20 protein-coding genes are annotated in these 20,038 nt (G+C 70.5%); 7 read left to right on the top strand and 13 right to left on the bottom strand.

The features are described 5' to 3' along the window. Nucleotides 1-147 precede the first annotated feature (147 nt). A complete protein-coding gene (locus tag ACI2L1_RS13150) occupies nt 148-750 on the top strand; it encodes a rhomboid family intramembrane serine protease (RefSeq protein ID WP_404739505.1) in 603 nt (200 codons plus the stop codon). Here ACI2L1_RS13150 and ACI2L1_RS13155 read toward each other — a convergent pair. Genes ACI2L1_RS13155 through ACI2L1_RS13170 form a run of 4 tightly spaced genes read right to left on the bottom strand, consistent with a single transcriptional unit; the run spans nt 741 to nt 4,204 of the window. After that, nucleotides 741-1,313 carry a Uma2 family endonuclease gene (locus tag ACI2L1_RS13155; RefSeq protein ID WP_404739407.1) on the bottom strand — a complete coding sequence of 191 codons (573 nt, stop codon included), beginning with the start codon at nt 1,311-1,313 and terminating at the stop codon, nt 741-743. The two genes, ACI2L1_RS13150 and ACI2L1_RS13155, sit on opposite strands and share 10 nt — an antisense overlap. A gap of 46 nt (nt 1,314-1,359) precedes the next feature. Next, entirely contained in the window at nt 1,360-2,283 is a 924-nt protein-coding gene (gene mqnP / locus ACI2L1_RS13160) for a menaquinone biosynthesis prenyltransferase MqnP (RefSeq protein WP_404739408.1), read from the bottom strand. Then, nucleotides 2,280-2,750, bottom strand: a complete 471-nt coding sequence (locus tag ACI2L1_RS13165) for a hypothetical protein (RefSeq protein ID WP_404739409.1) — start codon at nt 2,748-2,750, stop codon at nt 2,280-2,282. The genes mqnP and ACI2L1_RS13165 overlap by 4 nt, the downstream gene beginning before the upstream one ends. Then, nucleotides 2,747-4,204, bottom strand: coding sequence for a menaquinone biosynthesis decarboxylase (locus tag ACI2L1_RS13170; protein ID WP_404739410.1), 1,458 nt, complete (start codon nt 4,202-4,204; stop codon nt 2,747-2,749). The genes ACI2L1_RS13165 and ACI2L1_RS13170 overlap by 4 nt, the downstream gene beginning before the upstream one ends. Before the next feature lie 87 nt (nt 4,205-4,291). Here ACI2L1_RS13170 and ACI2L1_RS13175 point away from each other — a divergent pair, with 87 nt between their 5' ends. Together ACI2L1_RS13175 and ACI2L1_RS13180 are read left to right on the top strand one after the other, a co-directional pair. Then, nucleotides 4,292-4,681 (top strand): PLD nuclease N-terminal domain-containing protein, encoded by a 390-nt coding sequence (locus tag ACI2L1_RS13175; protein ID WP_404739411.1) that lies wholly within the window; start codon nt 4,292-4,294, stop codon nt 4,679-4,681. An 81-nt stretch (nt 4,682-4,762) separates the two neighbouring features. Next, nucleotides 4,763-6,154 carry a purine-cytosine permease family protein gene (locus tag ACI2L1_RS13180; RefSeq protein ID WP_404739412.1) on the top strand — a complete coding sequence of 464 codons (1,392 nt, stop codon included), beginning with the start codon at nt 4,763-4,765 and terminating at the stop codon, nt 6,152-6,154. A 58-nt stretch (nt 6,155-6,212) separates the two neighbouring features. Here the strand turns inward: ACI2L1_RS13180 and ACI2L1_RS13185 are convergent, their stop codons facing one another. Together ACI2L1_RS13185 and ACI2L1_RS13190 are read right to left on the bottom strand one after the other, a co-directional pair. Then, nucleotides 6,213-7,190: an isopenicillin N synthase family dioxygenase gene (locus ACI2L1_RS13185; protein WP_404739413.1), complete on the bottom strand. Its 978-nt coding sequence runs from the start codon at nt 7,188-7,190 to the stop codon at nt 6,213-6,215. After that, nucleotides 7,171-7,629 (bottom strand): nucleoside deaminase, encoded by a 459-nt coding sequence (locus tag ACI2L1_RS13190; protein WP_404739414.1) that lies wholly within the window; start codon nt 7,627-7,629, stop codon nt 7,171-7,173. The genes ACI2L1_RS13185 and ACI2L1_RS13190 overlap by 20 nt, the downstream gene beginning before the upstream one ends. Before the next feature lie 93 nt (nt 7,630-7,722). Between ACI2L1_RS13190 and ACI2L1_RS13195 the strand changes: the two genes are divergently transcribed. Beyond that, the gene (locus tag ACI2L1_RS13195) at nt 7,723-9,030 is read left to right on the top strand and encodes a PucR family transcriptional regulator (protein ID WP_404739415.1); all 1,308 of its coding nucleotides are present in this window, start codon (nt 7,723-7,725) and stop codon (nt 9,028-9,030) included. Here the strand turns inward: ACI2L1_RS13195 and ACI2L1_RS13200 are convergent. Continuing rightward, nucleotides 9,027-9,950: a transglutaminase-like domain-containing protein gene (locus tag ACI2L1_RS13200; RefSeq protein WP_404739416.1), complete on the bottom strand. Its 924-nt coding sequence runs from the start codon at nt 9,948-9,950 to the stop codon at nt 9,027-9,029. The genes ACI2L1_RS13195 and ACI2L1_RS13200 overlap by 4 nt on opposite strands. Nucleotides 9,951-10,063: 113 nt before the next feature. Next, nucleotides 10,064-11,056 (bottom strand): zinc-binding alcohol dehydrogenase family protein, encoded by a 993-nt coding sequence (locus ACI2L1_RS13205; RefSeq protein WP_404739417.1) that lies wholly within the window; start codon nt 11,054-11,056, stop codon nt 10,064-10,066. A gap of 88 nt (nt 11,057-11,144) precedes the next feature. Between ACI2L1_RS13205 and ACI2L1_RS13210 the strand changes: the two genes are divergently transcribed. The 3 genes from ACI2L1_RS13210 (at nt 11,145) to ACI2L1_RS13220 (ending at nt 15,230) form a co-directional block, all read left to right on the top strand. Beyond that, on the top strand, nt 11,145-11,471 hold the full coding sequence (locus ACI2L1_RS13210) for an ArsR/SmtB family transcription factor (protein WP_404739418.1): 327 nt from the start codon (nt 11,145-11,147) through the stop codon (nt 11,469-11,471). 106 nt (nt 11,472-11,577) lie between these two features. Continuing rightward, on the top strand, nt 11,578-13,668 hold the full coding sequence (locus tag ACI2L1_RS13215) for a hypothetical protein (RefSeq protein ID WP_404739506.1): 2,091 nt from the start codon (nt 11,578-11,580) through the stop codon (nt 13,666-13,668). Further along, entirely contained in the window at nt 13,668-15,230 is a 1,563-nt protein-coding gene (locus tag ACI2L1_RS13220) for a hypothetical protein (protein ID WP_404739419.1), read from the top strand. The genes ACI2L1_RS13215 and ACI2L1_RS13220 overlap by 1 nt, the downstream gene beginning before the upstream one ends. 22 nt (nt 15,231-15,252) lie before the next feature. On the opposite strand, the gene ACI2L1_RS13225 is transcribed toward ACI2L1_RS13220, so the two are convergent. The 5 genes from ACI2L1_RS13225 to ACI2L1_RS13245 form a co-directional block, all read right to left on the bottom strand. Beyond that, a complete protein-coding gene (locus ACI2L1_RS13225; protein ID WP_404739420.1) occupies nt 15,253-15,651 on the bottom strand; it encodes an SRPBCC domain-containing protein in 399 nt (132 codons plus the stop codon). A 97-nt stretch (nt 15,652-15,748) separates the two neighbouring features. Beyond that, nucleotides 15,749-16,828 (bottom strand): c-type cytochrome biogenesis protein CcsB, encoded by a 1,080-nt coding sequence (gene ccsB / locus ACI2L1_RS13230; RefSeq protein WP_404739421.1) that lies wholly within the window; start codon nt 16,826-16,828, stop codon nt 15,749-15,751. Further along, nucleotides 16,825-18,603, bottom strand: a complete 1,779-nt coding sequence (locus ACI2L1_RS13235) for a cytochrome c biogenesis protein ResB (RefSeq protein WP_404739422.1) — start codon at nt 18,601-18,603, stop codon at nt 16,825-16,827. Before ACI2L1_RS13235 ends, ccsB begins: the two co-directional genes overlap by 4 nt. A 3-nt stretch (nt 18,604-18,606) precedes the next feature. Beyond that, entirely contained in the window at nt 18,607-19,380 is a 774-nt protein-coding gene (locus ACI2L1_RS13240) for a cytochrome c biogenesis CcdA family protein (protein WP_404739423.1), read from the bottom strand. Nucleotide 19,381: 1 nt separating this feature from the next. Continuing rightward, nucleotides 19,382-19,990 carry a TlpA family protein disulfide reductase gene (locus tag ACI2L1_RS13245; protein ID WP_404739424.1) on the bottom strand — a complete coding sequence of 203 codons (609 nt, stop codon included), beginning with the start codon at nt 19,988-19,990 and terminating at the stop codon, nt 19,382-19,384. Nucleotides 19,991-20,038: the final 48 nt, after the last annotated feature.

Consider the following 20,038-nt stretch of genomic DNA (forward strand, 5'->3'; position numbering starts at 1 on the left):
CCGCTCCGCCGCCGGACAATCAGCAGCGATACCGTGGCGCTCCGCGCCGCAACGGCAAGGATGCGATTCCTCCCAGGGCTGAAGCCCTGGGGTTCCTCGCAAGACAAAATACTGAAGGGGATGGGGGTTGCCATGGCGGGCAGGGAAATGGCGAGCAGGGAAGCCGAGTGGTCGCGCGGTGATCGTGCGAAGGCCGCGGCCAAGTTGATGGTGGGCTGGGTCGCACTGCTGTGGCTGCTGGAAGTGGTGGACGTGGCGAGCGGTCACGCGCTCGACGGCCTCGGCATCACCCCGCGCACCCCGTCCGAGCTGGTCGACGTCGTCCCGGCCGCCTTCATCCACTTCGGCTTCGCCCATGTCGCCGCGAACAGCGTCCCGCTGCTGGTCATGGGCTTCCTCGCGGCCCTCGGCGGCCTGCGCCGGTTCGCCGCGGTCTGCGCCCTGATCATCGTGGCCGACGGTCTCGGTGTCTGGCTCATCGCCCCGGCCCACACCAACACGGCGGGCGCGTCGGGCCTGATATTCGGCCTGTTCGGCTATCTGCTGGTCACCGGCTTCGTGGAGCGCCGACCACTGGGCGTCCTGGCCGGCCTGCTGGTCGGCGCGATCTGGGGCACGTCGATTCTGGTGGGCCTGGCGCCGACGCAGACGGGCGTGAGCTGGCAGGGGCACCTGCTGGGGCTGGTGGCGGGAGTGGCGGCCGCGTTCGTGTTCCGACGCCGGGCCGGGCGTGGCGTGGTTCAGCTCTGAGGGCGGGCCTTCGGGTCGACGGGGAGCCGAGAGGTGGAGATCGTCAGCTTGCCGAGCGGGGAGTCGACGGTCAGGTCGGGGCCGTAGGGGATGGTGTCGCGGCCTCGGTACCCGTCGGGGCCTGGGTTCCACATGGCGACGGCGTGGCCCTGCAGCGGATCGAGGATCACATAGTTGGCGATGCCTCGGGAGGCGTACCAGCGCGGCTTGATCTCATAGTCACGACGCACGCTCTCCGGCGACACCACTTCGGCTACGAACTCGATCAGATCAGCGGGGTAGGAGCTACGGTTCTCCGCCTCCGCCTCGGCCGGGATGACGGCGATGTCCGGGCAGAACTCGTTGGCGTCGTCGAAGGGGAACGCCACATCACTCACCAACGCCCATTCCGGTGACAGCTGGTCCTCAAGGTTGCCCGACACCCTGAGGATCGTCTTCCCGTGGAACGGCCTGACCGGGTTCATCACGATGCTGCCCTCGACAATCTCCGTCAGATAGCCGGGGAACATGTCCTCCAGCTTGCTGAGCTGCGAGTGCAGGCGGTCGATGCCCGAGACGGTCACGTTGGCCTCCCTGGGGTCCTGCCCTCGATGGTAGGCCGCACCGTACTTACACGGTCAGGCCACGAACCAGGAGATCAAGCAGCGCACACACGAACAGGGCAATGCCGATGAACCCGTTGACGCTGAAGAACGCCCTGTTCAACCGGGACAGATCATGCGGCCGCACGATGGAGTGCTCGTACACGAAAGCACCCGCGACGATCATCAGTCCCACCCAGAAGAACCCGCCCGCGTCCGTGGCGACGGCGTACCAGACGAGGAGGGACATCGTCAGGACGTGACAGACCCGGGCGCCCCAGATCGCCCCCGGGATGCCGAAGCGCGCCGGGACCGACATGACACCGATCTCCCGGTCCGTCTCCACGTCCTGGCAGGCGTAGATCAGGTCGAACCCGCCGATCCAGATGCCGACCGCGAGCCCGAGGAGCACCGCGTCCCAGGACCACTCCCCGGTGATCGCGAGCCAGCCGCCCACCGGACCCATCGCCTGCGCGAGACCCAGGATGGCCTGCGGGAAGTTCGTGAACCGCTTGCCGTACGGGTAGACCACCATCGGGATGACGGCGACCGGGGCGAGCGCCAGGCACAGCGGGTTCAGCAGCGCCGCCGAGCCCAGGAAGACCACGACCGCGATCAGCGCGCCGGTCCACGCGTGCTTCACCGACATCGCTCCGGTGACGAGCTCCCGCTGCGCCGTGCGCGGGTTCCGCGCGTCGATCTCCCGATCGATGATCCGGTTGACCGCCATCGCGAAGGTGCGCAGACCGACCATGCAGACGGTCACCAGGAGCAGCCGCCCCCAGTGGATGTTCTTGTCCCACTCGAACATCGCGGTCAGCGCGGCGATGTACGCGAAGGGCAGCGCGAAGACCGAGTGCTCGATCATCACGAGGCGCAGGAAGCCCTTCACCTTCCCGGTCGGCTGCGGCGCCGGGCCCGGGCCCACGACCCCGTCGGCGGTGGTCATCATGCGAGGCTCCCGAGGAAGGCGTCGAGGTCGGTCAGGAGTGCGGCGGCGGGCAGCGGACCCGTCTCCACGGTCACCGGTGTCCCGGCGTCGTCGGGCGGGGTGACGTGCGCCGTGAAGGCGTATCCGTCCGCACCGGCCGGACAGGCGTCCAGTCGCAGCGTCGCTCCGCCGTCGACCGTGAACGGACCGTCCGCCGCGGCGAGCCCCGCGCGCAGCCGCTCCGCGAAGTCGGCGGGTTCCGCGTCGCGCACACCGGGCAGCTCGAAGCCGTCGCCGTTGCCGCCGTGCTCGAAGAGGACCGCCCAGGTGTCACCGGAGCCGGCGAGTTCCTCCGGCGTGACGCCCGCCTGCTCGGCGGCCTGCCGGACGCCCGGGTCGGCCGGGTCCAGCTCGGGCCGCACGAGCGCCACGTAGTCGGTGTCGGTGCCGATGAACAGGGCCGGGCCGCCCGCGGCGCTGGGGCTCACAGTCCGTACTCCTTCCACCGGCGGTCGACCTTCGCCGCCGTCTCCGGGTCGGACAGGACCATCTCGGGCCAGCCGCCGTCTCGCGTGTAGCCCTCCTCGGGCCATTTCCTCGTCGCGTCGATGCCCGCCTTGCCGCCCCAGAACTGCTGGTAGGAAGCGTGGTCGAGGTGGTCGACGGGTCCCTCCACGACCGAGAGGTCACGGGCGTAGTCCGTGTTGCCCAGTGCCCGCCAGGCGACCTCGTGCAGATCGTGGACATCGCAGTCGGAGTCGACGACCACGATCAGCTTGGTCAGGGACATCATGTGTGCCCCCCAGACCGCGTGCATCACCTTCTGCGCGTGCTTCGGGTACTTCTTGTCGATCGACACGATCGCGCAGTTGTGGAAGCCGCCCGCCTCGGGCAGGTGGTAGTCCACGATGTCCGGCACGATGATCTTCAGCAGGGGGAGGAAGAAGCGTTCCGTGGCCCGGCCCAGCGGTCCGTCCTCCGTCGGGGGGCGGCCCACGACGATCGACTGGAGCAGCGGCCGCTTCCGCATCGTCACGCAGTCGATCGTCAGCGCCGGGAACGGCTCCTGCGGGGTGTAGAAGCCGGTGTGGTCCCCGAAGGGCCCCTCCGGCAGCATCTCGCCCGGCTCCAGCCAGCCCTCGATGACCACCTCGGCCTGCGCCGGCACCTGGAGCGGGACCGTCCTGCAGTCCACCATCTCGATCCGCTTGCCCGCGATGAAGCCCGCGAACAGGTACTCGTCGATGTCGCCGGGGAGGGGCGCGGTCGAGGCGTACGTCACGGCCGGCGGGCAGCCGAAGGCGATCGCGACCGGCAGGCGCTCACCTCGCCGGGCGGCGACCTGGTAGTGGTTGCGGCTGTCCTTGTGGATCTGCCAGTGCATGCCGATCGTGCGCTTGTCGTGGCGCTGGAGCCGGTAGAGCCCGAGGTTGCGGATCCCGCTCTCCGGGTCCCTGGTGTGGGTGAGCCCCAGGTTGAAGAAGGACCCGCCGTCCTGCGGCCAGGTGAAGAGGGCCGGGAGCTGGTCCAGATCGACGTCGTCCCCGGTGAGGACGACCTCCTGGACCGGAGCGTCCCCCGACTTCACCTTCTTCGGCGGCACATGAGTCATCGCGCCGAGCTTCCCGAAGGCCTCGCGCACGCCCACGAAACCCTGCGGCAGTTCGGGACGCAGCAGCCCGCCGATCTTGTCGGAGATGTCGCCGTACGACTTCAGGCCCAGGGCCTTGAGCAGTCGCCGGTCGGTCCCGAAGACGTTCATGGCGAGCGGCATGGCGGACCCGCGGACGTTCTCGAAGAGCAGCGCGGGTCCCCCCGCCTTCTGCACCCGGTCGACGATCTCCCCGACCTCCAGATACGGGTCGACCTCGGCCTTGATCCGCTTGAGGTCTCCCTCGCGTTCCAGTGCCCTGAGCAGGGAGCGAAGATCGTCGTAAGCCATGGGGTCAAGTATCCCCGAGCCGCTACCCTGACCCCGTCAGGGGCCCGTCACAGGCTCCACACAACGTTCCCTGGGGGGCCAAAGCACATGTTCCGGCTGCTGATGTACCTGATCCCGCTGGCGCTGACGATCTACGCGTTCATCGACTGCCTGAACACCCCGGAGGACGAGGCCAAGCATCTTCCCAAGATCGCCTGGGTCTTCATCATCCTGCTGTTCTGGATCGTCGGCCCGATCGCCTGGCTCGCCGCCGGCAAGCTGCGCACCCCGCCGGCGAACGGCCGCACCCCCTCCGAGTGGCACCGCAACCACCGCATGGAGTACGTCGCCCCCGACGACAATCCCGAGTTCCTGAACTCCCTCAGGGCCGAGAACAAGTCGGACGAGGCCCTGCTGAAGGACTGGGAGGCGGATCTGCGCCGCCGCGAGGAGGAGCTGAAGCGCCGCGAGGCCGGCGAGGAACCGAAGAGCGACTGACAGGCTGTACGCCGCCGAGCCCCCCGAAGCGGACAGTGCGCCCCTGGGCGGGGCCGGGCGGGAGCCGGACACTTACCTCGCATGACGACAGCTCCCGCCGACTCCGCCGGCACCCTCGCCCCCGCATACGGTGACAAGGTCATCGCCGTCGAGTCGGCCGGCTCGGAACCCATTCCCGAGTCCGAACGCCACGGCGGCCCGCTTCAGTTGCTGTGGACCTGGGCCTCCCCGAACATCGAGTTCGCGACCGTCTTCATCGGTGTGATCGCGGTCCTCTTCTTCGGACTGAGCTTCTGGCAGGCCACGGCCGCGATCGTGCTCGGCACCGCGCTCGGCGCGCTCACCCAGGGCGTGCTGTCCCTGGACGGACCGCGGTTCGGGGTCCCGCAGATGGTGATCGGCCGGCTCTCCTTCGGCCACCGCGGCAACATCCTGCCCGCCGCGGCCAACGGCCTGGTGGCGGGCGTCGGCTGGTTCGCGGTGAACAGCGTGAGCGCGGCCTTCGCCCTCAACACCCTCACCGGTCTACGGCCGTTGCCGTCCCTCCTGCTCGTGGTGGCCGCCGAGATCCTGATCGGCTTCTTCGGCCACAACTTCGTCCATGTCTTCGAGAGGTACGCCTTCCCCGTCCTCGCGCTGATCTTCCTGCTGGCCGGGGTGTGGACCTTCAAGGACGCGGACCTCGGCGGGGGCGGCACGGGCGGCGGCATCGGCGGCTTCCTGCTGGCGTTCAGCGCGGCCTGGGGCTACGCGGCCGGCTGGAACCCGTACGCCTCGGACTACTCGCGCTATCTCCCCCGTACGGCGAACAAGGCCAGGACGGTCCTGTACCCGGCGCTCGGTCTGTTCCTGTCGGTCACCGTCGTCGCGGTGATCGGCGCGGCCTCGGCGACCATCGTGGCCCCGAAGGACGCGACCCCGACGGCAGCCTTCACCGGCCATCTCCCGGGCTGGCTCGGCGACCTGGTACTGCTCGCGATCATCCTGGGCGCGGTCTCGGCGAACGCCCTCAACGTGTACTCCGGCGCGATCTCGATCGCCTCCTTCGGCCTGGACCTCCCCTCGTGGCTGAGCCGCAGCATGCTGGTCGTGGTGTCCGGGGTCGCGGGTACGGCGGCGGCGTGGGCGGCGCTCTCGGACGCGGGGGCGGCGTACGAGGCGTTCCTGCTGGTGATCGCGTACTGGGTGGCGCCCTGGCTGGGCGTCGTCCTGGTCGAGCGGTGGCTCCGCCCCCGGGGGTCCGACGAGGCACTGTCCATCCGGCTGAACGACCGCGCCTTCACCAACTGGCCCGGCCTCGCAGCCCTGTTGACCGGTGTGGCGGTCTCGGTCCCGCTCTTCTCCAACCAGGAGGACTACGTCGGCTACGTGCCGGAGCACTGGCCGGCGTTCGGGGACATCACGCCGGTGGTGGGCTTCTTGGTGAGCGCGGTGCTGTACGCGGCGCTGCGGAGGCGGTCGCCGGCGCGGTGAGGTTCAGCCCTCCGTCGCCGGGTCGCTCCGGTACAGGTCGGAGGGGACCTGGCTCCTCTCAGCCGACCGTGATCGAGTCCAGCTTCGCCCTCAGGTACACGTGTGAGTCGACGGGTTCGTGGGCCACCCGGCCGACCGGTGCCGGGACGGACTCGACGGTCGTGCCCGGGGTGCACTCGCCGAAGTAGACCAGGGACATCAGCTCCTCGGCGGGCGCGTCCGCCGGTGGCGGCAGCACCCGGTGCCGTCCGGACCGCCACCGGTCTCCCGTCCAACGGGCCATCAGGTCACCGATGTTGATGGTGAACGCGTCGGCGTCGAAGGGCGCGTCCTCCCAGCCGCCCTCGTCGGTGAAGACCTGGAGTCCGCCCTTGCCGGCCTGCCGGTCGAGGATCGTGACCGTGCCGAAGTCGGTGTGCGGGCCGATGCGGAACTGACCGGGCCGGGGCTCCCCGATCATCTCCGTGCCCGGGTACCAGTTGATATTGAAGCCGTACGTCGGATGGTCCATGTGCCGGGAGAAGAAGTCGGGTTCGAGCCCGAGGGCCTCCCCGAGGAGGAAGAGCAGCTGCTTCTCCAGCTCGCCCATCCGCTCCAGGTACTCCTCGCACAGTGTCCGCAGCTCCGGCACCTCGGCGGGCCAGACGTTCGGCGCGTACCACTCCGCGTTGACGACCGGGTCCTCGAAGGGCTCGTGGGTGGCGAAGGTCAGCGACTCCTTCAGGTCCGGCGGGGTCTCGGTGCCCTCCGAGTAGCCGTTGGCCTCCGCTCCGGGTCCGAGCCAGCCACGGCCGCCGACCTTCGCCTCGTACGCCTTCTTGGTGTCCGCGGGCAGCCGGAAGAAGGTCCGCGCCGCCTCCCGGATGCGGGAGCGCAGGGCGGGGTCGACGCCGTGGCCGGTGACCAGCAGGAATCCGGCGGTCCGGAGCGCCTCGTCGACAGTCCTGGCGATCGCCGCGCGTGCCTCGGCGTCGCCGTCCACCCAGGGGCGCAGATCGATGGTGGGGATACGGGGCCTACTCACCAATGTCCTCATTCCACAGTGCCGGGTTCTTCTCGATGAAGTCGGTCATCATCCGGACGCACTCGGGATCGTCGAGAAGCACGATCTCCACGCCGTGCTCGGCCAGCCAGTCGTGCCCGCCGTGAAAGGTGGCGGCCTCCCCGATCACCACGCGCGAGATGCCGAACTGGCGGACCAGGCCTGAGCAGTACCAGCACGGGGAGAGGGTGGTCACCATGGTCGTGCCACGGTACGACCGCTGCCGCCCCGCGGCCCGGAAGGCGGCCGTCTCGCCGTGCACCGAGGGGTCGTCGTCCTGGACGCGCCGGTTGTGGCCGCGCCCGAGAAGGGTGCCGTCGGCGCCGTAGAGCGCGGCCCCGATGGGGATGCCGCCCTCGGCGAGCCCGGCGCGGGCCTCCTCGACGGCGGTGGCGAGCCACCTCCGGGCCTGTGCCTGATCCATGGGGTCCATGCCTCTCACTCTCCTGTGGCCGAAACACCAGGGCAACGTGCGGAAAGTACTCTCCCGACAGCTCACAGCCGGACGAACTGTCGGGAGACGCGCATGCCCGCACTCACCCTGCGAGAGATCCTGGCCCTCGATCCCGTCCGCGCCGCCGAGCCCGAGCTGCTCGCCGGCCACACGGCCCTGGACCGCCCGGTCCGCTGGGTCCTCCCCCTGCTTCTCGGCTTCGCTCGAAGCGGGGGGACTCCCACCAGCGAGGTGTACGAAGGCGCGAACTTCCTGGACGGCGGCGAGTTGCTGCTCACCAACGGTTTCGGCCTGACGGACACCGAGGAGTCGATCCGCCGCCGGTACGTCCGCGAGCTGGCCGCCCGGGGCGCCGCCGGTCTCGCGGTGGAAGTCGGCCGCTCCCTTCCGTCCATGCCCGCCGAGGTGATCGACGAGGCCCACCGCCGCGAGCTGCCCCTGCTGGCCATGCACCGGGTCGTGCCCTTCGTACGGATCACCGAGGCCGCCAACCGGGCGATCGTGGCCCGCGGCCTGTCGGGCCGTTCGGTCGTACGGCCCTGGGGCGACGACCATACGGCGGCCCTGCTCGCCGACCTCGCCGACCGGGCGGCGCTGAACCAGCCGGAGGTGGAGGCGCGGGCCGCGCTCGCGGGCTTCCACCCCGGCCCCGGCGCCCGGCTGATCGGGGTGTCCCTGCACGGCACGCGGGAGGTCGGGACGGTCGACCGCGCGGTACGGCTCCTTGGCGGCGCCGGGGTGATGCGGGCCGCGTTCCCCGGGGACGTCCTGGCCCTGCTGTCCCTGCCGGGGGCGCGCGCCGGTGACCCGGTGAAGGCGGTCCAGGAGGCCTTCCGTACCTCGGCCGTCCCCGGCCTCACGGTCGCCGTGGGCCACGCGGTGTCCGCCTCCGACGGCGGCAGCGGGTGGCTGCGCTGGAGCGACACGCTGCGGGCGGCCCGTACGACACTGGAACTGGCGCTGACGGTCCCGCCCGCGGAGCCCGGCGTCCCCGACGGCCCCCTGGTCACCTCGTCCCGGGCCCTCGCCCTGGAGCGGGAGCTGACGCGGGGCGGAGTGGAAGCCAACCGCGAGCGTCTCGCGGCTCTGGTCCAGCACTCCCTGGGGCCGCTCCTGGCCTGGGAGGCGGCCCACCCCAGCGATCTGGTCCGCACCCTGGAGACCCACCTCCGCAACGGCTGCTCCCCCACCCGCACCGCGGCCCTCCTCCACATAGGCCGCCAGTCCCTCTATCAACGCCTGGAGCGCATCGAGTCGTTGCTGGACCTGGACATAGACGACCCGGACCTCCTGGGAGAGCTGCTGGCGGCAACCTGCGCGCACCGGCTGGTACGGGAGACGGGAGCGGTCGTGCGAGGTGGGTTGCGGACGGTGGCCTAGCGAAGCGTGACGAGGCTCGGCCCGTTGAAGGGCGCGTAGGACGTCACCGTACTCGGGGTCCGCAGGACGTCGTCCGTGTCGAACAGCTCGCGCGCGGCCTCGAAGGACACCTCCCCGCTGACGACTGGGGCGACACGGTCGTAGAACGCGCGCGACTGCTCCGGCAGCGGTTCCCCGGGCTCGCCCTCGCCCTCGCCCCACACGTCCCACAGCAAGGTCTCCACCTTGCTGAGCGCGGCGAGATCGAGCCGGATGTTCCCGGCCACGAACCGCTCTCCGTAGAAGGGCCCCTCCTGCGGCCGATGGAGTCCGAACTCCGTCTGGTCGGCCCCGTCCTCCCGGATGGCACGCCAGGCCTCACCCGCGACCAGGAAGCGTGAGCGCGGGACGTCCATCGGATCGAAGTCCACCGGCCAGTTGGCCGTGATCTCGGGGTCCGCCAACTGCGCGTCCGCCAGCAGCCAGCCCCGCCCCTCGTCCCAGTACTCGGTGACCACGTGGTCACCGTGGAACCCGGTCGACCCGAAGTAGTCGGCGAACCCGGACCGCAGCCGGGCCGGGATGCCGACATGGCGCAACAACGAGACGTGCAGCAGGGTGAAGTCGCGGCAGATCCCGACGAACCGGTCGCCCGGCTCGCGCCGCACGGTCAGCGGGGCGGCGTTCCGCTCGACGACGATCCGCAGGATGTCGTCGATGTAGCGGGACTCCGCGTCGTTGTGGAGCCGGTCGGTCGGATGGGTGTGGTCGAAGAGTTCTCCCTCGCCCCGATGAATCATCAGATCCCGTACGACACGGGCCAGTCGGGCGGTGTCGCGCGGCAAGTCGCCGTAAAGAGAGGCGAGTTCGCCCGGGTCGGAGAACACACTCTGCGCGGCGTAGAAGGAGCGCGACACGACGGGCCTCCCGAAAGGCGTCATCGACCACGTGTTCGATTACGGGTCGGCGCACCCCACCGTGTCAAAATTCCCCGCCGAATGTCCATACGCGGGCGGTCTCGAACTGCTCGTCCAGCGGAGCGCCTGAGCGGCGTTCACGGACTTTCCGCGCTGATACCGCCCACCCGCAGCAGCAGCTTGCCCATACTCGCCCGCGCCCCCATCAGCCGGTGCGCCTCCGCCGCCTCCTCAAGCCCGAACTCGGCGGTGACCGGCAGGGACACCGTGCCGTCGGCCACGGTCGCGAAGGCCCGCTCGGACAGGGCCCGCAGTTCGGCGGGGGCGGTCTGGGCGAGGGTCAGGATGGAGAAGCCGCCGACGGAGAGGCCGAGGGGGTACAGCTCGGGCTGACCCACCTGCCACGCCGGCGCCCCGCTCGCGTTGCCGAAGGAGACCAGGCGGCCGTAGACCGCGAGCGAGGCCAGGGAGGCGCGGAGGGTGTCGCCGCCGACCGGGTCCAGGGCGAGGTCGACCCCGCGCCCGCCGGTCGCCGCACGCACCGGCTCGGCGAAGTCACCGACGAACACCTCGTCGTATCCGTGCTCGCGCGCGTACGCCGCCTTGGCCTCGCCGGACACCACGCCGTACACCGTGGCGCCCGCCGCCTTCGCCAACTGCCCGACCACGGTGCCGATTCCGCCCGCCGCGCCCTGCACCAGGACCGTCTCCCCGGCGCTGAGCCGGCCCACGGTGTGCACGAGGGCGTACGCCGTCGGGAGCACCGCCGGCAGGGTGGCCGCCGTACGGAGATCGACGCCTGCCGGGAGCGGGAAGACGTTCGGCTCGTCGGCGACGACCACGTCCGCGTAGCCGCCGCCCGCCGTCAGCGCGGCGGTCACCTCCTGGCCGACGCTCAGCCCGGTCACGCCCTCGCCGACCGCCCGCACCCGCCCGGACGCCTCAAGGCCGGGCACGAACGGCAGCTTCGGCACCCGGTATCCCTCCGCACGCGCCTTGAGATCGGCGAAGTTCACCCCGGCGTACGCCACGTCGACGCTCACCTGCCCGGGTCCCGGCTCGGGCACCTCCGTCTCCACGACCTTGAGGGCCTCGGGACCGCCGTACTCCTGGATCTCGACCGCGCGCATGCCACACCCCAAACTGTTCAACGAAAACCGAACACTCAGAAGTGTATGGTTTTCATCGAACACTCGGCAAGCGGCCCGGAAGGACACCATGGCCACCCCACGTCACCGGACCGCCCCCGAGCACACACACCCCGACGAGGTCCCCGTCCTCACCGCGCTCGCCGCGCTCGCCGACCCCGTCCGGGCCCAGCTGGTGCGGGAGTTGGCCGGCTCCCCCGACTGGTCCCGCAGCTGCGGCACCTTCGACGTGCCCGTCGGCAAGGCAGGACTCAGTCACCACTTCGCGGTGCTGCGCGCGGCCGGGCTCGTGGAGCAGCGGGACGAGGGGCCGAGACGCGTCAACCGGCTCCGGCGGGCGGAGTTCGACGCGCGCTTCCCGGGGTTGCTGGAACTCGTGCTCCGAACGGACTTCTGAGCAATCCGGTGTCGACACTTTCGTAACCCAACGGACACCACACGATCTAGTCCGAACCAACTCCCCCTCCTTACCCTGGGATTGATACACAGCGCGCATGGGGGGAATGCGGGTGCACAGACAGCTGCACGGGCGCGGGGCGCTGTTCGACACGGATCCGGCGGGGCTCGCGCCACGGCTCGTGGGGCTGCGGCCGCACCAGCACCGGGCCACCCCTTTCGAGCATCCGCAGGAACTGCCCTTCGTCGTGCTCACCGGCCGGCGCGGGCTGGGCAAGAGCGCGGTGCTCGAAGAGCTGCGGGACGCCTACAAGGGGCACACCCCCGTCGCCCTGATCGACTGCGAGAGCGCCGAGTTCGTGGCGCCGCCCCCGGGACGGGACGCCGAGGCCTGGTCACCGGTGTCACAGGCGCTGCTGGTGATCGCCGAGCAGCTCGCGGAGCCGGTGACCGGCGCGGGGCGGATCACCTTCCCGCGGCTCATGTCGGGGCTGGTCGCGGTCGCCGCCGGGGGCTGGCGGGACGCCGACTCGGAGCGCATCCGGCGTGAGGTCGAGCGGATCCTGCTGCTGAACGAGAGCGGGTCGTGGGTCGCCGGGTTCGCCGGGCGCTGGGCCGGGCGGGTCGCCGCCAATGTCGCCGCGGCCGCGACCGGCACCGGGCCGCTGCTGTCCTCCGCCATCGAGGCGACCCTGGAGTCCATCTCGGACAGCTTCGTGCACCGCCGCCAGCAGCGCGCCGCCACCTGGTGGCGGGACTACCCCAACGCCAGCCGCAACGCCCGGCGCGGACTCATGCTGCTGTCCGGGCACTTCAGGGCGGGCGGCACCTCCCGCGAGCACGCGGAGCGCCATCTGGTGCGCGCCCTGCTCGCCGACCTCACCGACGCCTACACCGGCATGCTGCCCCGTATGCAGCGCATCGGCCGGCCGCTCGTCCTCGTGGACAACGCGCAGTCCGCGCCCGGCCCCGGCCTGACCGACCCGGCCCTGCGCGACCGTTCCGAGGGCATCGCCGACCAGGTCGTCTTCGTCACCGCGCTGCGCGGCGACAGCCGCCCCGCCCTGCGCAACGCCGTACGGCAGACCCTCCCGGAGGTCGCCCGGCGCACCGACTGGACGCCCGACCCCGCGTCCGCCTCCTCCCGCGCCCTGCTGGTCTCCCTGCCGCCGCTGAGCGCCGACGACACCCTGCACATCGTCGACGAGCACCAGGTGCCGCCCCAACTCCCGCACGCCATCCACCGGTTGACCGGTGGCAACCCGCTGGGCATCACGCTGCTCACCGAGTCCGCCGCGCAGCACGACACACCCTCCCTCAGCGAGCTGCTCACCTCCGACATACGGCTGCACGAGGACCACGACGGCCGGCCCGCCTACGTCGAACTCCTCGACCGACTGGTGCCCTCCGACCGGCTGGAGGAGCTGACCGTGCTGGCCGCCGCCCACGACCACGACTCCGCCACCGCGCTGGCCGAGGCCCTCCTGCCCGACGACTTCGGCCCGGCGGACGTACGGGCCCTGCAGACCCGGCTGGTCCAGGAGGGGCTGCCGGAGGTGCCGGGCCGGTTCGTCGGCGACCCGTTCGTGCGGACGCTGCTGCTGCTCCGGCTGCACCACCGCTCCGCCGACCACGGGCGCTGGCGGGAGGCGCACGAGACACTGATCGCGCACTACGCGCCCACGGACACCTCGGGCGCCCGCTACCGCCTGCATCACGAACTCGCCCTGGGTGCAACGGAGTCCGCGGTCACCCACCTGCGTGACACCTTCACCGCCCTGGACACCCGCAGCTGGCTGCGCACCCTGCGCTTCGTCGCCTCGGCGCCCTACTTCCACGCGCACGACGCCGAGGGCCACGACTTCGACGCGCGCGACGACCGGCGCGCGGCGATCGCGCTCGGGCACACGGACGCCGCCCAGCGGGTGCCGGACGATGTGGACCCCGTACTGCATCTGCGGGTACGACGGCTGCTGTACGCCGTGTGGCAGCTGACCGACCCGCTCGCGCTGCCCGACCCGAAGGTGTGCGACCGGCTGCGCTTCGAGCTGGAGCAGCTGTCCAACCTGCGCCCGGCGGGCAACGCGCTGCTGTGGCGGGCCTCCCGGGACTGGCCCGAGGACGCGCTCGCAGGGCGCCCGCTCAGAGTCCCGGACGACCACGACGACAGCGGCGACGACGGCGAGGGGGAGGCGTGATGGCCGGCACAGGCTTCGGAACGTGGCTGCGGGAGGGCGTCTGGGAGATCCCCCTGCGCCGGTACATCGCCCTGCTGCTGACCCTCGTGGTGCTGGTCGGACTGGGTTTCGGCGTCCGCGCCCTGGCCCACGACGACCGCTCCTGCGCGGCCGGGGTGGTCAGGCCCGAGGACAGCGACGAGTGCGTCGGTGTCTCGGCGACCGACTACGACTGGGGCCGGGCCCCGCTGCGGCCGGTGGTCCGGGCGATCGACCGCGAGAACCGGTCCATCAAGGGCCCGTTCGTCACGGTCGCCCTCCTTGAGCCCTTCACCGCCACCGACGCCGACAACCTCGGTGACGTCCTGCACGAGCTCCAGGGCGCGTATCTCGCGCAGTACCAGGCCAACCACCAGTCCAACGGGACCGTCCCCGCGATCCGGCTGGTGCTCGCCAACCCCGGGTCCACCGGCGCCCATTGGGAGCACACCGTCGATCAGCTGGAGGGCATGACCGGCGGCAAGGACCGGCTGCGGGCGGTCGCCGGGGTCGGGCTGAGCACCTCCAACAACAAGCGGGCGGTCACCGCCCTCACCGCCCGCGGCATCGCGGTGATCGGCACCTCCATCACCGCCGACAACCTCGCCAACGGCCAGAACGGCAAGGACCCCTTCCCCGGGCTCGCCCGGGTCGCCCCCACCAACACGGACGAGGCCCGCGCGCTCACCTCCTTCGCCCAGGTCGCGGCCGACAAGGCGGTCCTGGTCTACGACGAGAAGGCGGACGACCAGGAGAACGGCGATCCCTACTCGCTGACCCTGCAACGGTCGTTCGAGAAGCTGCTCAAGGGATCGCCGTACGCCCCCTGGTCGTTCAACCCGCCCGACGACCGCGCCCAGGAGGGCTCCACCGCCAACGACTTCGAGCAGATCACCCATCTGGTCTGCGACACGGACGCCGGCACCGACACCATCCTGTTCGCCGGACGCCACACCCAGCTGCGCCAGTTCATCAACGCACTCGGCGAACGCGGCTGCCAGAAGCGGAAGTTCACCCTGCTCACCGGTGACGAGGCGTCCTACCTGACCGGCGACAAGGACCTGAACCGGGACGCCCTCGACCGCAACCTCACCGTCCGCTACACCGCTCTCGCCCACCCGGACGCCTGGATCAAGTCGCCGCCCGCGACCGGGGGTTCGACCGCCGACGCGAAGGTCCTTCAGGAACTGGTCCGGGCGGGCCAGGGCGACAAGGTGGGCCCGATCGGTGACGTCGACCTGGAGGACGGCCAGCTGATCATCGCCTACGACGCGATGCGGCTGACGTACCAGGGCATCCGGTTCGCCAAGGGCAGCAAGGACATCCCCACCCTCGAAGAGGTCCGCAACGAGTGGCGGCTCATCAAGGGCACCCAGCAGCGGGTCAACGGCGCGTCCGGCTGGATCTGCCTCGACAACCACGGCAACCCGTACGACAAGGCCGTACCCATCGTGGAACTGACCCCGCAGGGCACCGCCCGGTTCGTGCGGATCGCATGGCCGGAGGGGAGGCCACCGGCGAAGGAGTGCCTGCCGCCGGCGTAGGCGCCGTGCCCGAGGTGCACCTCTAGCCGTCCAGGAGTTCCACCAGGCGTTCGAACCGAGCTCGCCACTCGGGCTCGGTCTCGCCCTCCCCCTCGTACTCGTGCGTGAAGCGCAGTACGGCCCCGTCGTCCCCGTCCCGCTCCAGATGGAACCGGACCCGGCCGCCCCGCTCCAGCGTGTACTCGGCGACCCGGTCCACGTCCCACGCGGTGACCCGGCCCTCCCCGAGGCCCGGCAGCACCACCGCGCCGCCGAGCCGGGGCTCCAGCGCCTCCACCCCGGTCCACCAGGCCCCCAGCCCCTCCGCCGTGGCCACCGCCGGCCAGACCGTCTCCATCGGCACCGACAGCCGCACCAGGAAGTGCAGGATGCGGGTGCTGCCGTGGGTCTGACTGACGCCCTGCTCGACGGAACCGGTCATGACTCCAGGGTGGCCCGGAGCCCGGCGTTCCGCACACGATGAAGGCCGGTTCCCGTGACTGAGGTCACAGGGAACCGGCCTTGGCCGCAAGGTGGTCTCAGACGCCGGCGTAGGAGTGCTTGCCGGTGACGAAGATGTTGACGCCGTAGTAGTTGAACAGCCAGCAGCCGAAGGCGAGCATCGCCAGGTAGGCGGCCTTGCGGCCCTTCCAGCCGGCGGTGGCACGGGCGTGCAGGTAGCAGGCGTAGGCGACCCAGGTGATGAAGGACCAGGTCTCCTTGGGGTCCCAGCCCCAGTAGCGGCCCCAGGCGTCGCCCGCCCAGATCGCGCCCGCGATGATCGTGAACGTCCACAGCGGGAAGACGGCCGCGTTGATGCGGTAGGCGAACTTGTCGAGGCTCGCGGAGGCGGGCAGCCGGTCGAGGACGGAGTTCGCGAACCTGCCGGGGGTGCCGCCGGTCGCGATCTTGTTCTCGTAGCTGTCCTTGAAGAGGTACAGGATCGTGGCGACCGCGCCGACGTAGAACACCGCGCCGCAGAAGATCGCGGTGGAGACGTGGATGTACAGCCAGTACGAGTGGAGGGCGGGAACCAACTGGTCGCTGGCGGTGTACAAGACAGTGACGGCGAGGCCGAGATCGAGGAGGACCGTGGTGATCAGGAACAGCCCGAGCCAGCGCACGTTCTTCTTCAGGGCCAGCAGCCCGAGGTACACGGCGACGGCCACCGTGGAGAAGGTGATGTTGAACTCGTACATGTTGCCCCAGGGCGCCCGCTCCACCGAGGCCGCGCGGGCGACGACCCCGGCGAGCTCGACGAGAAAGGCGAGCACCGTGAGGGAGATGGCGATACGCCCGTAGAGGTCGCCCTGCTCGTCCCCGCCGTGTGCCCCGGGTCCGTCGGGCACGTCCCGCGAACCGGCCGCCGACCGCACCACGACCTGCGGCCGCTCCAGTACGGCGGTACTGCCGCCCTTGTTCACGGTGACGGCCGGCGCCTGCCCCTTCTTGGCGTCGGCCGTGAGCGCGGCGGCGGTCCGGCCGACCTTGCTGCGGCTGCCGAGGAGCCATTCGGCGATGTACGCGAAGAAGGCCAGGGTGTAGACGGCCATCGCGGAGTAGATCAGCGTGTTGCTGATGTTGGCGAGGTGCTCGTTGGTGGCGGTGGCGAGAGTCACTTCTCAGGCCTTTCGGCAGGGATGACTTGAGGATCGTCGTTCGGCTGCGGGTCGGTGGGGGCTGGTCGCGCCCGCGCGGCGGTAGCCGCAGATTCAGCACCGCCCCGCGCCCCTGGGTTGGCTGGGTCACCCTGCGTTTGGTCGTACAGCACTCCCGCCAGCTGTCCCAGTTCCTCGGGCACCTTCGCCGACTCGCTGCGGCCCAGGCCTGCCATCTCGACCACCGTCACTCCATCCGCACCGCGCACCGCCCTGACCCACACGCGGCGGCGCTGGATGAACAGGGACGCGGCGAGGCCGAAGATCGCGGTGAGGGCGCCGGCGAGGGCCCAGCCGCTGGCGGGCTGCTGGACGACCTGGAAGTTCGCCCACTGCTTGGTGCCGTCGTAGGTGACCGAACCGGCGCCGTTGGGGAGCTTCATGGTCTCGCCGGGCTTCAGGTTCTCCCTGAGCTGCTCGCCCTTGGAGTCCTTGAACTCCTTCACATGCGACTTGTCGAGCTGGTAGACGCTCTGCGGGATGCCCGAGTCGACACCGAGGTCACCGTGGTACGGCGCGAGGTTGAGCACCGGGTTGTTCAGCGCGGGGAAGGTGGAGGCCGTCTCGCTGCCGGTGGTGTAGGTCGGCAGGAAGAAGGCCGAGATACCCAGCTGCTCGCTGACGCCCTTGGCGTTCTTGTAGCCGTCGAGGACCTTGATCACACCGGTGGAGGTGACGTTGGAGTCGAGCGGCAGCATGGCGACCGCGTCGTGGAAGACGACGTTGCCCTTGCCGTCCCGGACCGTGATCATGGGCGCGTAGCCGTGGGCGGTGAGATAGACCTTCGCGTCGCCGATCTCCAGCGGCTCGTTGACCTTGACGAGGGTCTTGCGGTCCTTGCCGTAGGCGCCCTCGCTGTAGGTGATGGCCGCCTGGTAGAGGCGCGGCGTGCCCTTGTTGGGGCCGGTGGTCTCGTAGGTGCCGGTGAACTTGTTCAGGGTGAAGCTGAGCGGCACCAGGTCGCCGGTGTCGAAGAGGTTCCCGGACTTGAAGTCGTCGTACTGGGTGAGGGTGTTGGAGAAGCCGTCGCCCTCGACGACCAGCTTGTTGCCCTCGGACTTGAAGAGCTGGCCCCAGGCGAAGGCGGTCAGCATCACGATCAGCGCGATGTGGAAGGCGAGGTTGCCGATCTCGCGCAGATAGCCCTTCTCGCCGGCGACGTTGTCCCCGGCGAGGTGGGCGCGGAAGCGCTTCTTCTTCAGCAGGGTGAGCGCGGCTTCACGGACCTGCTCGGGCTCGGCCTCGGTGCGCCAGGTGGTGTAGGCGGGCAGCCGGGTCAGCCGCTTCGGGGCGCCCGGCGGGCGGCTGCGCAGCTGGCCGACGAACTGCCAGGTGCGGGGCACGATGCAGCCGATGAGGGAGACGAACAGCAGGATGTAGATCGCGGAGAACCACACCGAGCTGTAGACGTGGAAGAGGCCGAGCTTGTCGTAGACGTCCCCGAGGGTGGGGTTGTTCTTGACGAAGTCGGCGACCTTGGTCGCGTCGGTGCCGGTCTGCGGGATCAGCGAGCCGGGGATCGCACCGAGCGCCACCAGCAGGAGCAGCAGCAGCGCGACCCGCATGGAGGTCAGCTGGCGCCAGAACCAGCGGGCCCAGCCGATCGCTCCCAGGGCGGGCAGGTTGGGCGGGCCCTCGACCGGCGCGGTGGACAGCTGGGAACCGGCGGCGCCGAGGTCCTGGTCGCCGACGGGAGCGTCGGCGGTAGCGGGGGTGGCGGGTGTGGTCTTGCTCATGGATCAGATCCCCACAGTGAAGCCGGCGGACCAGGACTGGACGTCCTGCACAAGGCGGTCCCACGCGCCGGTCAGCAGCAGCAGTCCGGTCACGATCATCATGGTGCCGCCGATGCGCATGACCCAGACGTAGTGGCGCTTGACCCAGCCGAAGGCGCCGAGCGCCTTGCGGAAGGCGACCGCGGCGAGCACGAAGGGCACTCCGAGGCCGAGGCAGTAGGCGACGGTCAGTATGGCACCGCGGCCCGCGCTGCCCTGCTGGGAGGACAGGGCGATCACCGAGGCGAGGGTCGGGCCGATGCAGGGGGTCCAGCCGATACCGAACAGCGCGCCCAGCAGCGGGGCCCCGACCAGGCCCATGGCGGGCTTGTTGTGGAAGCGGAACTCCCGCTGGGTCATCCAGGGCATCAGGCCCATGAAGAAGACGCCCATGAGGATCATGAGCCCGCCCAGCACCTTGGACAGCACGCCCTGGTTCTCCTGGAGCGTCTGGCCGAAGTAGCCGAACAGCGCCCCGCTGGAGACGAACACCGCGGTGAAGCCGAGCACGAACAGGGAGGCGCCCGCGACCATCCGGCCGCGCCGGGCCTCGGCCAGGTCGGTGCCGGTGACGCCGGTGACGTACGACAGATAACCGGGGACCAGCGGCAGGACGCACGGGGAGAAGAAGGAGACCAGCCCGCCGAGGACCGCGATGGGCAGGGCGAGCAGCAACGCGCCGTTGAGGACGGTGCCGTTGTAGCCGGTGTCGGCGGCGAGCGTGACGACTGCGCTCACGTCACTTCTCCGCGACGACCGGGTCGATCATCTTGCGGAGCTTGCTCTCGCTGAGCGCGGCCAGCGAGCGGGCGGCGATCTTGCCGTCCCGGTCGATGACGAGCGTGGAGGGCACGGCCTGCGGGTTGAGGGTGCCCTTCTGGAAGCGGAGCATCAGCTTGCCCGTCGGGTCGTACAGGCTGGGGAAGGTGATGCCCATGTCCTTCTCGAAGGCGCGGGCGTTCTGGACGCTGGTGTCGCGGGTGTTGACGCCGACGAACTGCACGTCCTGGCCCTTGAGTTCCTTGTAGACCGCTTCGAGGTTGGGTGCCTCGGCCCGGCATGGGGCGCACCAGGAGCCCCACATGTTCAGGACGACGACCTTGCCCTTGTAGTCGGCGACGTCGAGCTGTCCTCCGTCGACGGTCTTGCCTGAGAGGTCGGGGGCGGTGCCCCGGTCCCCCTGCTTGGCGGTGGAGATGCCGTCCGCGCCCATGATGAAGTTGGTGTCGCCGCCTCCGCCCGAGGTGCCGCCCGAGCCGCACGCGGACAGGGTCAGCGCGGTGGCTGCGGCGCCCACGGTGAGCAGACTGGCACGGACTCGGGAGCGGCTACGGCTGGCGGCACTCATGTGAAAAGTTTCGCATGCCCGTTCTGGGGATCTTGCGCACCCCCCTTG

The organism is Streptomyces sp. NPDC019531, assembly GCF_044903305.1.
Lineage (GTDB): Bacteria > Actinomycetota > Actinomycetes > Streptomycetales > Streptomycetaceae > Streptomyces.

What these genes read in the sequence shown, in the direction of transcription:
- ACI2L1_RS13150 (WP_404739505.1), top strand. Translation starts at nt 148, where the DNA reads ATGGCGAGCAGGGAAGCCGAGTGGTCGCGCGGTGATCGTGCGAAGGCC.
- mqnP (WP_404739408.1), bottom strand. Translation starts at nt 2,283, where the DNA reads ATGATGACCACCGCCGACGGGGTCGTGGGCCCGGGCCCGGCGCCGCAG.
- ACI2L1_RS13170 (WP_404739410.1), bottom strand. Translation starts at nt 4,204, where the DNA reads ATGGCTTACGACGATCTTCGCTCCCTGCTCAGGGCACTGGAACGCGAG.
- ACI2L1_RS13175 (WP_404739411.1), top strand. Translation starts at nt 4,292, where the DNA reads ATGTTCCGGCTGCTGATGTACCTGATCCCGCTGGCGCTGACGATCTAC.
- ACI2L1_RS13180 (WP_404739412.1), top strand. Translation starts at nt 4,763, where the DNA reads ATGACGACAGCTCCCGCCGACTCCGCCGGCACCCTCGCCCCCGCATAC.
- ACI2L1_RS13185 (WP_404739413.1), bottom strand. Translation starts at nt 7,190, where the DNA reads ATGAGGACATTGGTGAGTAGGCCCCGTATCCCCACCATCGATCTGCGC.
- ACI2L1_RS13190 (WP_404739414.1), bottom strand. Translation starts at nt 7,629, where the DNA reads ATGGACCCCATGGATCAGGCACAGGCCCGGAGGTGGCTCGCCACCGCC.
- ACI2L1_RS13195 (WP_404739415.1), top strand. Translation starts at nt 7,723, where the DNA reads ATGCCCGCACTCACCCTGCGAGAGATCCTGGCCCTCGATCCCGTCCGC.
- ACI2L1_RS13200 (WP_404739416.1), bottom strand. Translation starts at nt 9,950, where the DNA reads ATGACGCCTTTCGGGAGGCCCGTCGTGTCGCGCTCCTTCTACGCCGCG.
- ACI2L1_RS13205 (WP_404739417.1), bottom strand. Translation starts at nt 11,056, where the DNA reads ATGCGCGCGGTCGAGATCCAGGAGTACGGCGGTCCCGAGGCCCTCAAG.
- ACI2L1_RS13210 (WP_404739418.1), top strand. Translation starts at nt 11,145, where the DNA reads ATGGCCACCCCACGTCACCGGACCGCCCCCGAGCACACACACCCCGAC.
- ACI2L1_RS13215 (WP_404739506.1), top strand. Translation starts at nt 11,578, where the DNA reads ATGCGGGTGCACAGACAGCTGCACGGGCGCGGGGCGCTGTTCGACACG.
- ACI2L1_RS13220 (WP_404739419.1), top strand. Translation starts at nt 13,668, where the DNA reads ATGGCCGGCACAGGCTTCGGAACGTGGCTGCGGGAGGGCGTCTGGGAG.
- ACI2L1_RS13225 (WP_404739420.1), bottom strand. Translation starts at nt 15,651, where the DNA reads ATGACCGGTTCCGTCGAGCAGGGCGTCAGTCAGACCCACGGCAGCACC.
- ACI2L1_RS13235 (WP_404739422.1), bottom strand. Translation starts at nt 18,603, where the DNA reads ATGAGCAAGACCACACCCGCCACCCCCGCTACCGCCGACGCTCCCGTC.
- ACI2L1_RS13245 (WP_404739424.1), bottom strand. Translation starts at nt 19,990, where the DNA reads ATGAGTGCCGCCAGCCGTAGCCGCTCCCGAGTCCGTGCCAGTCTGCTC.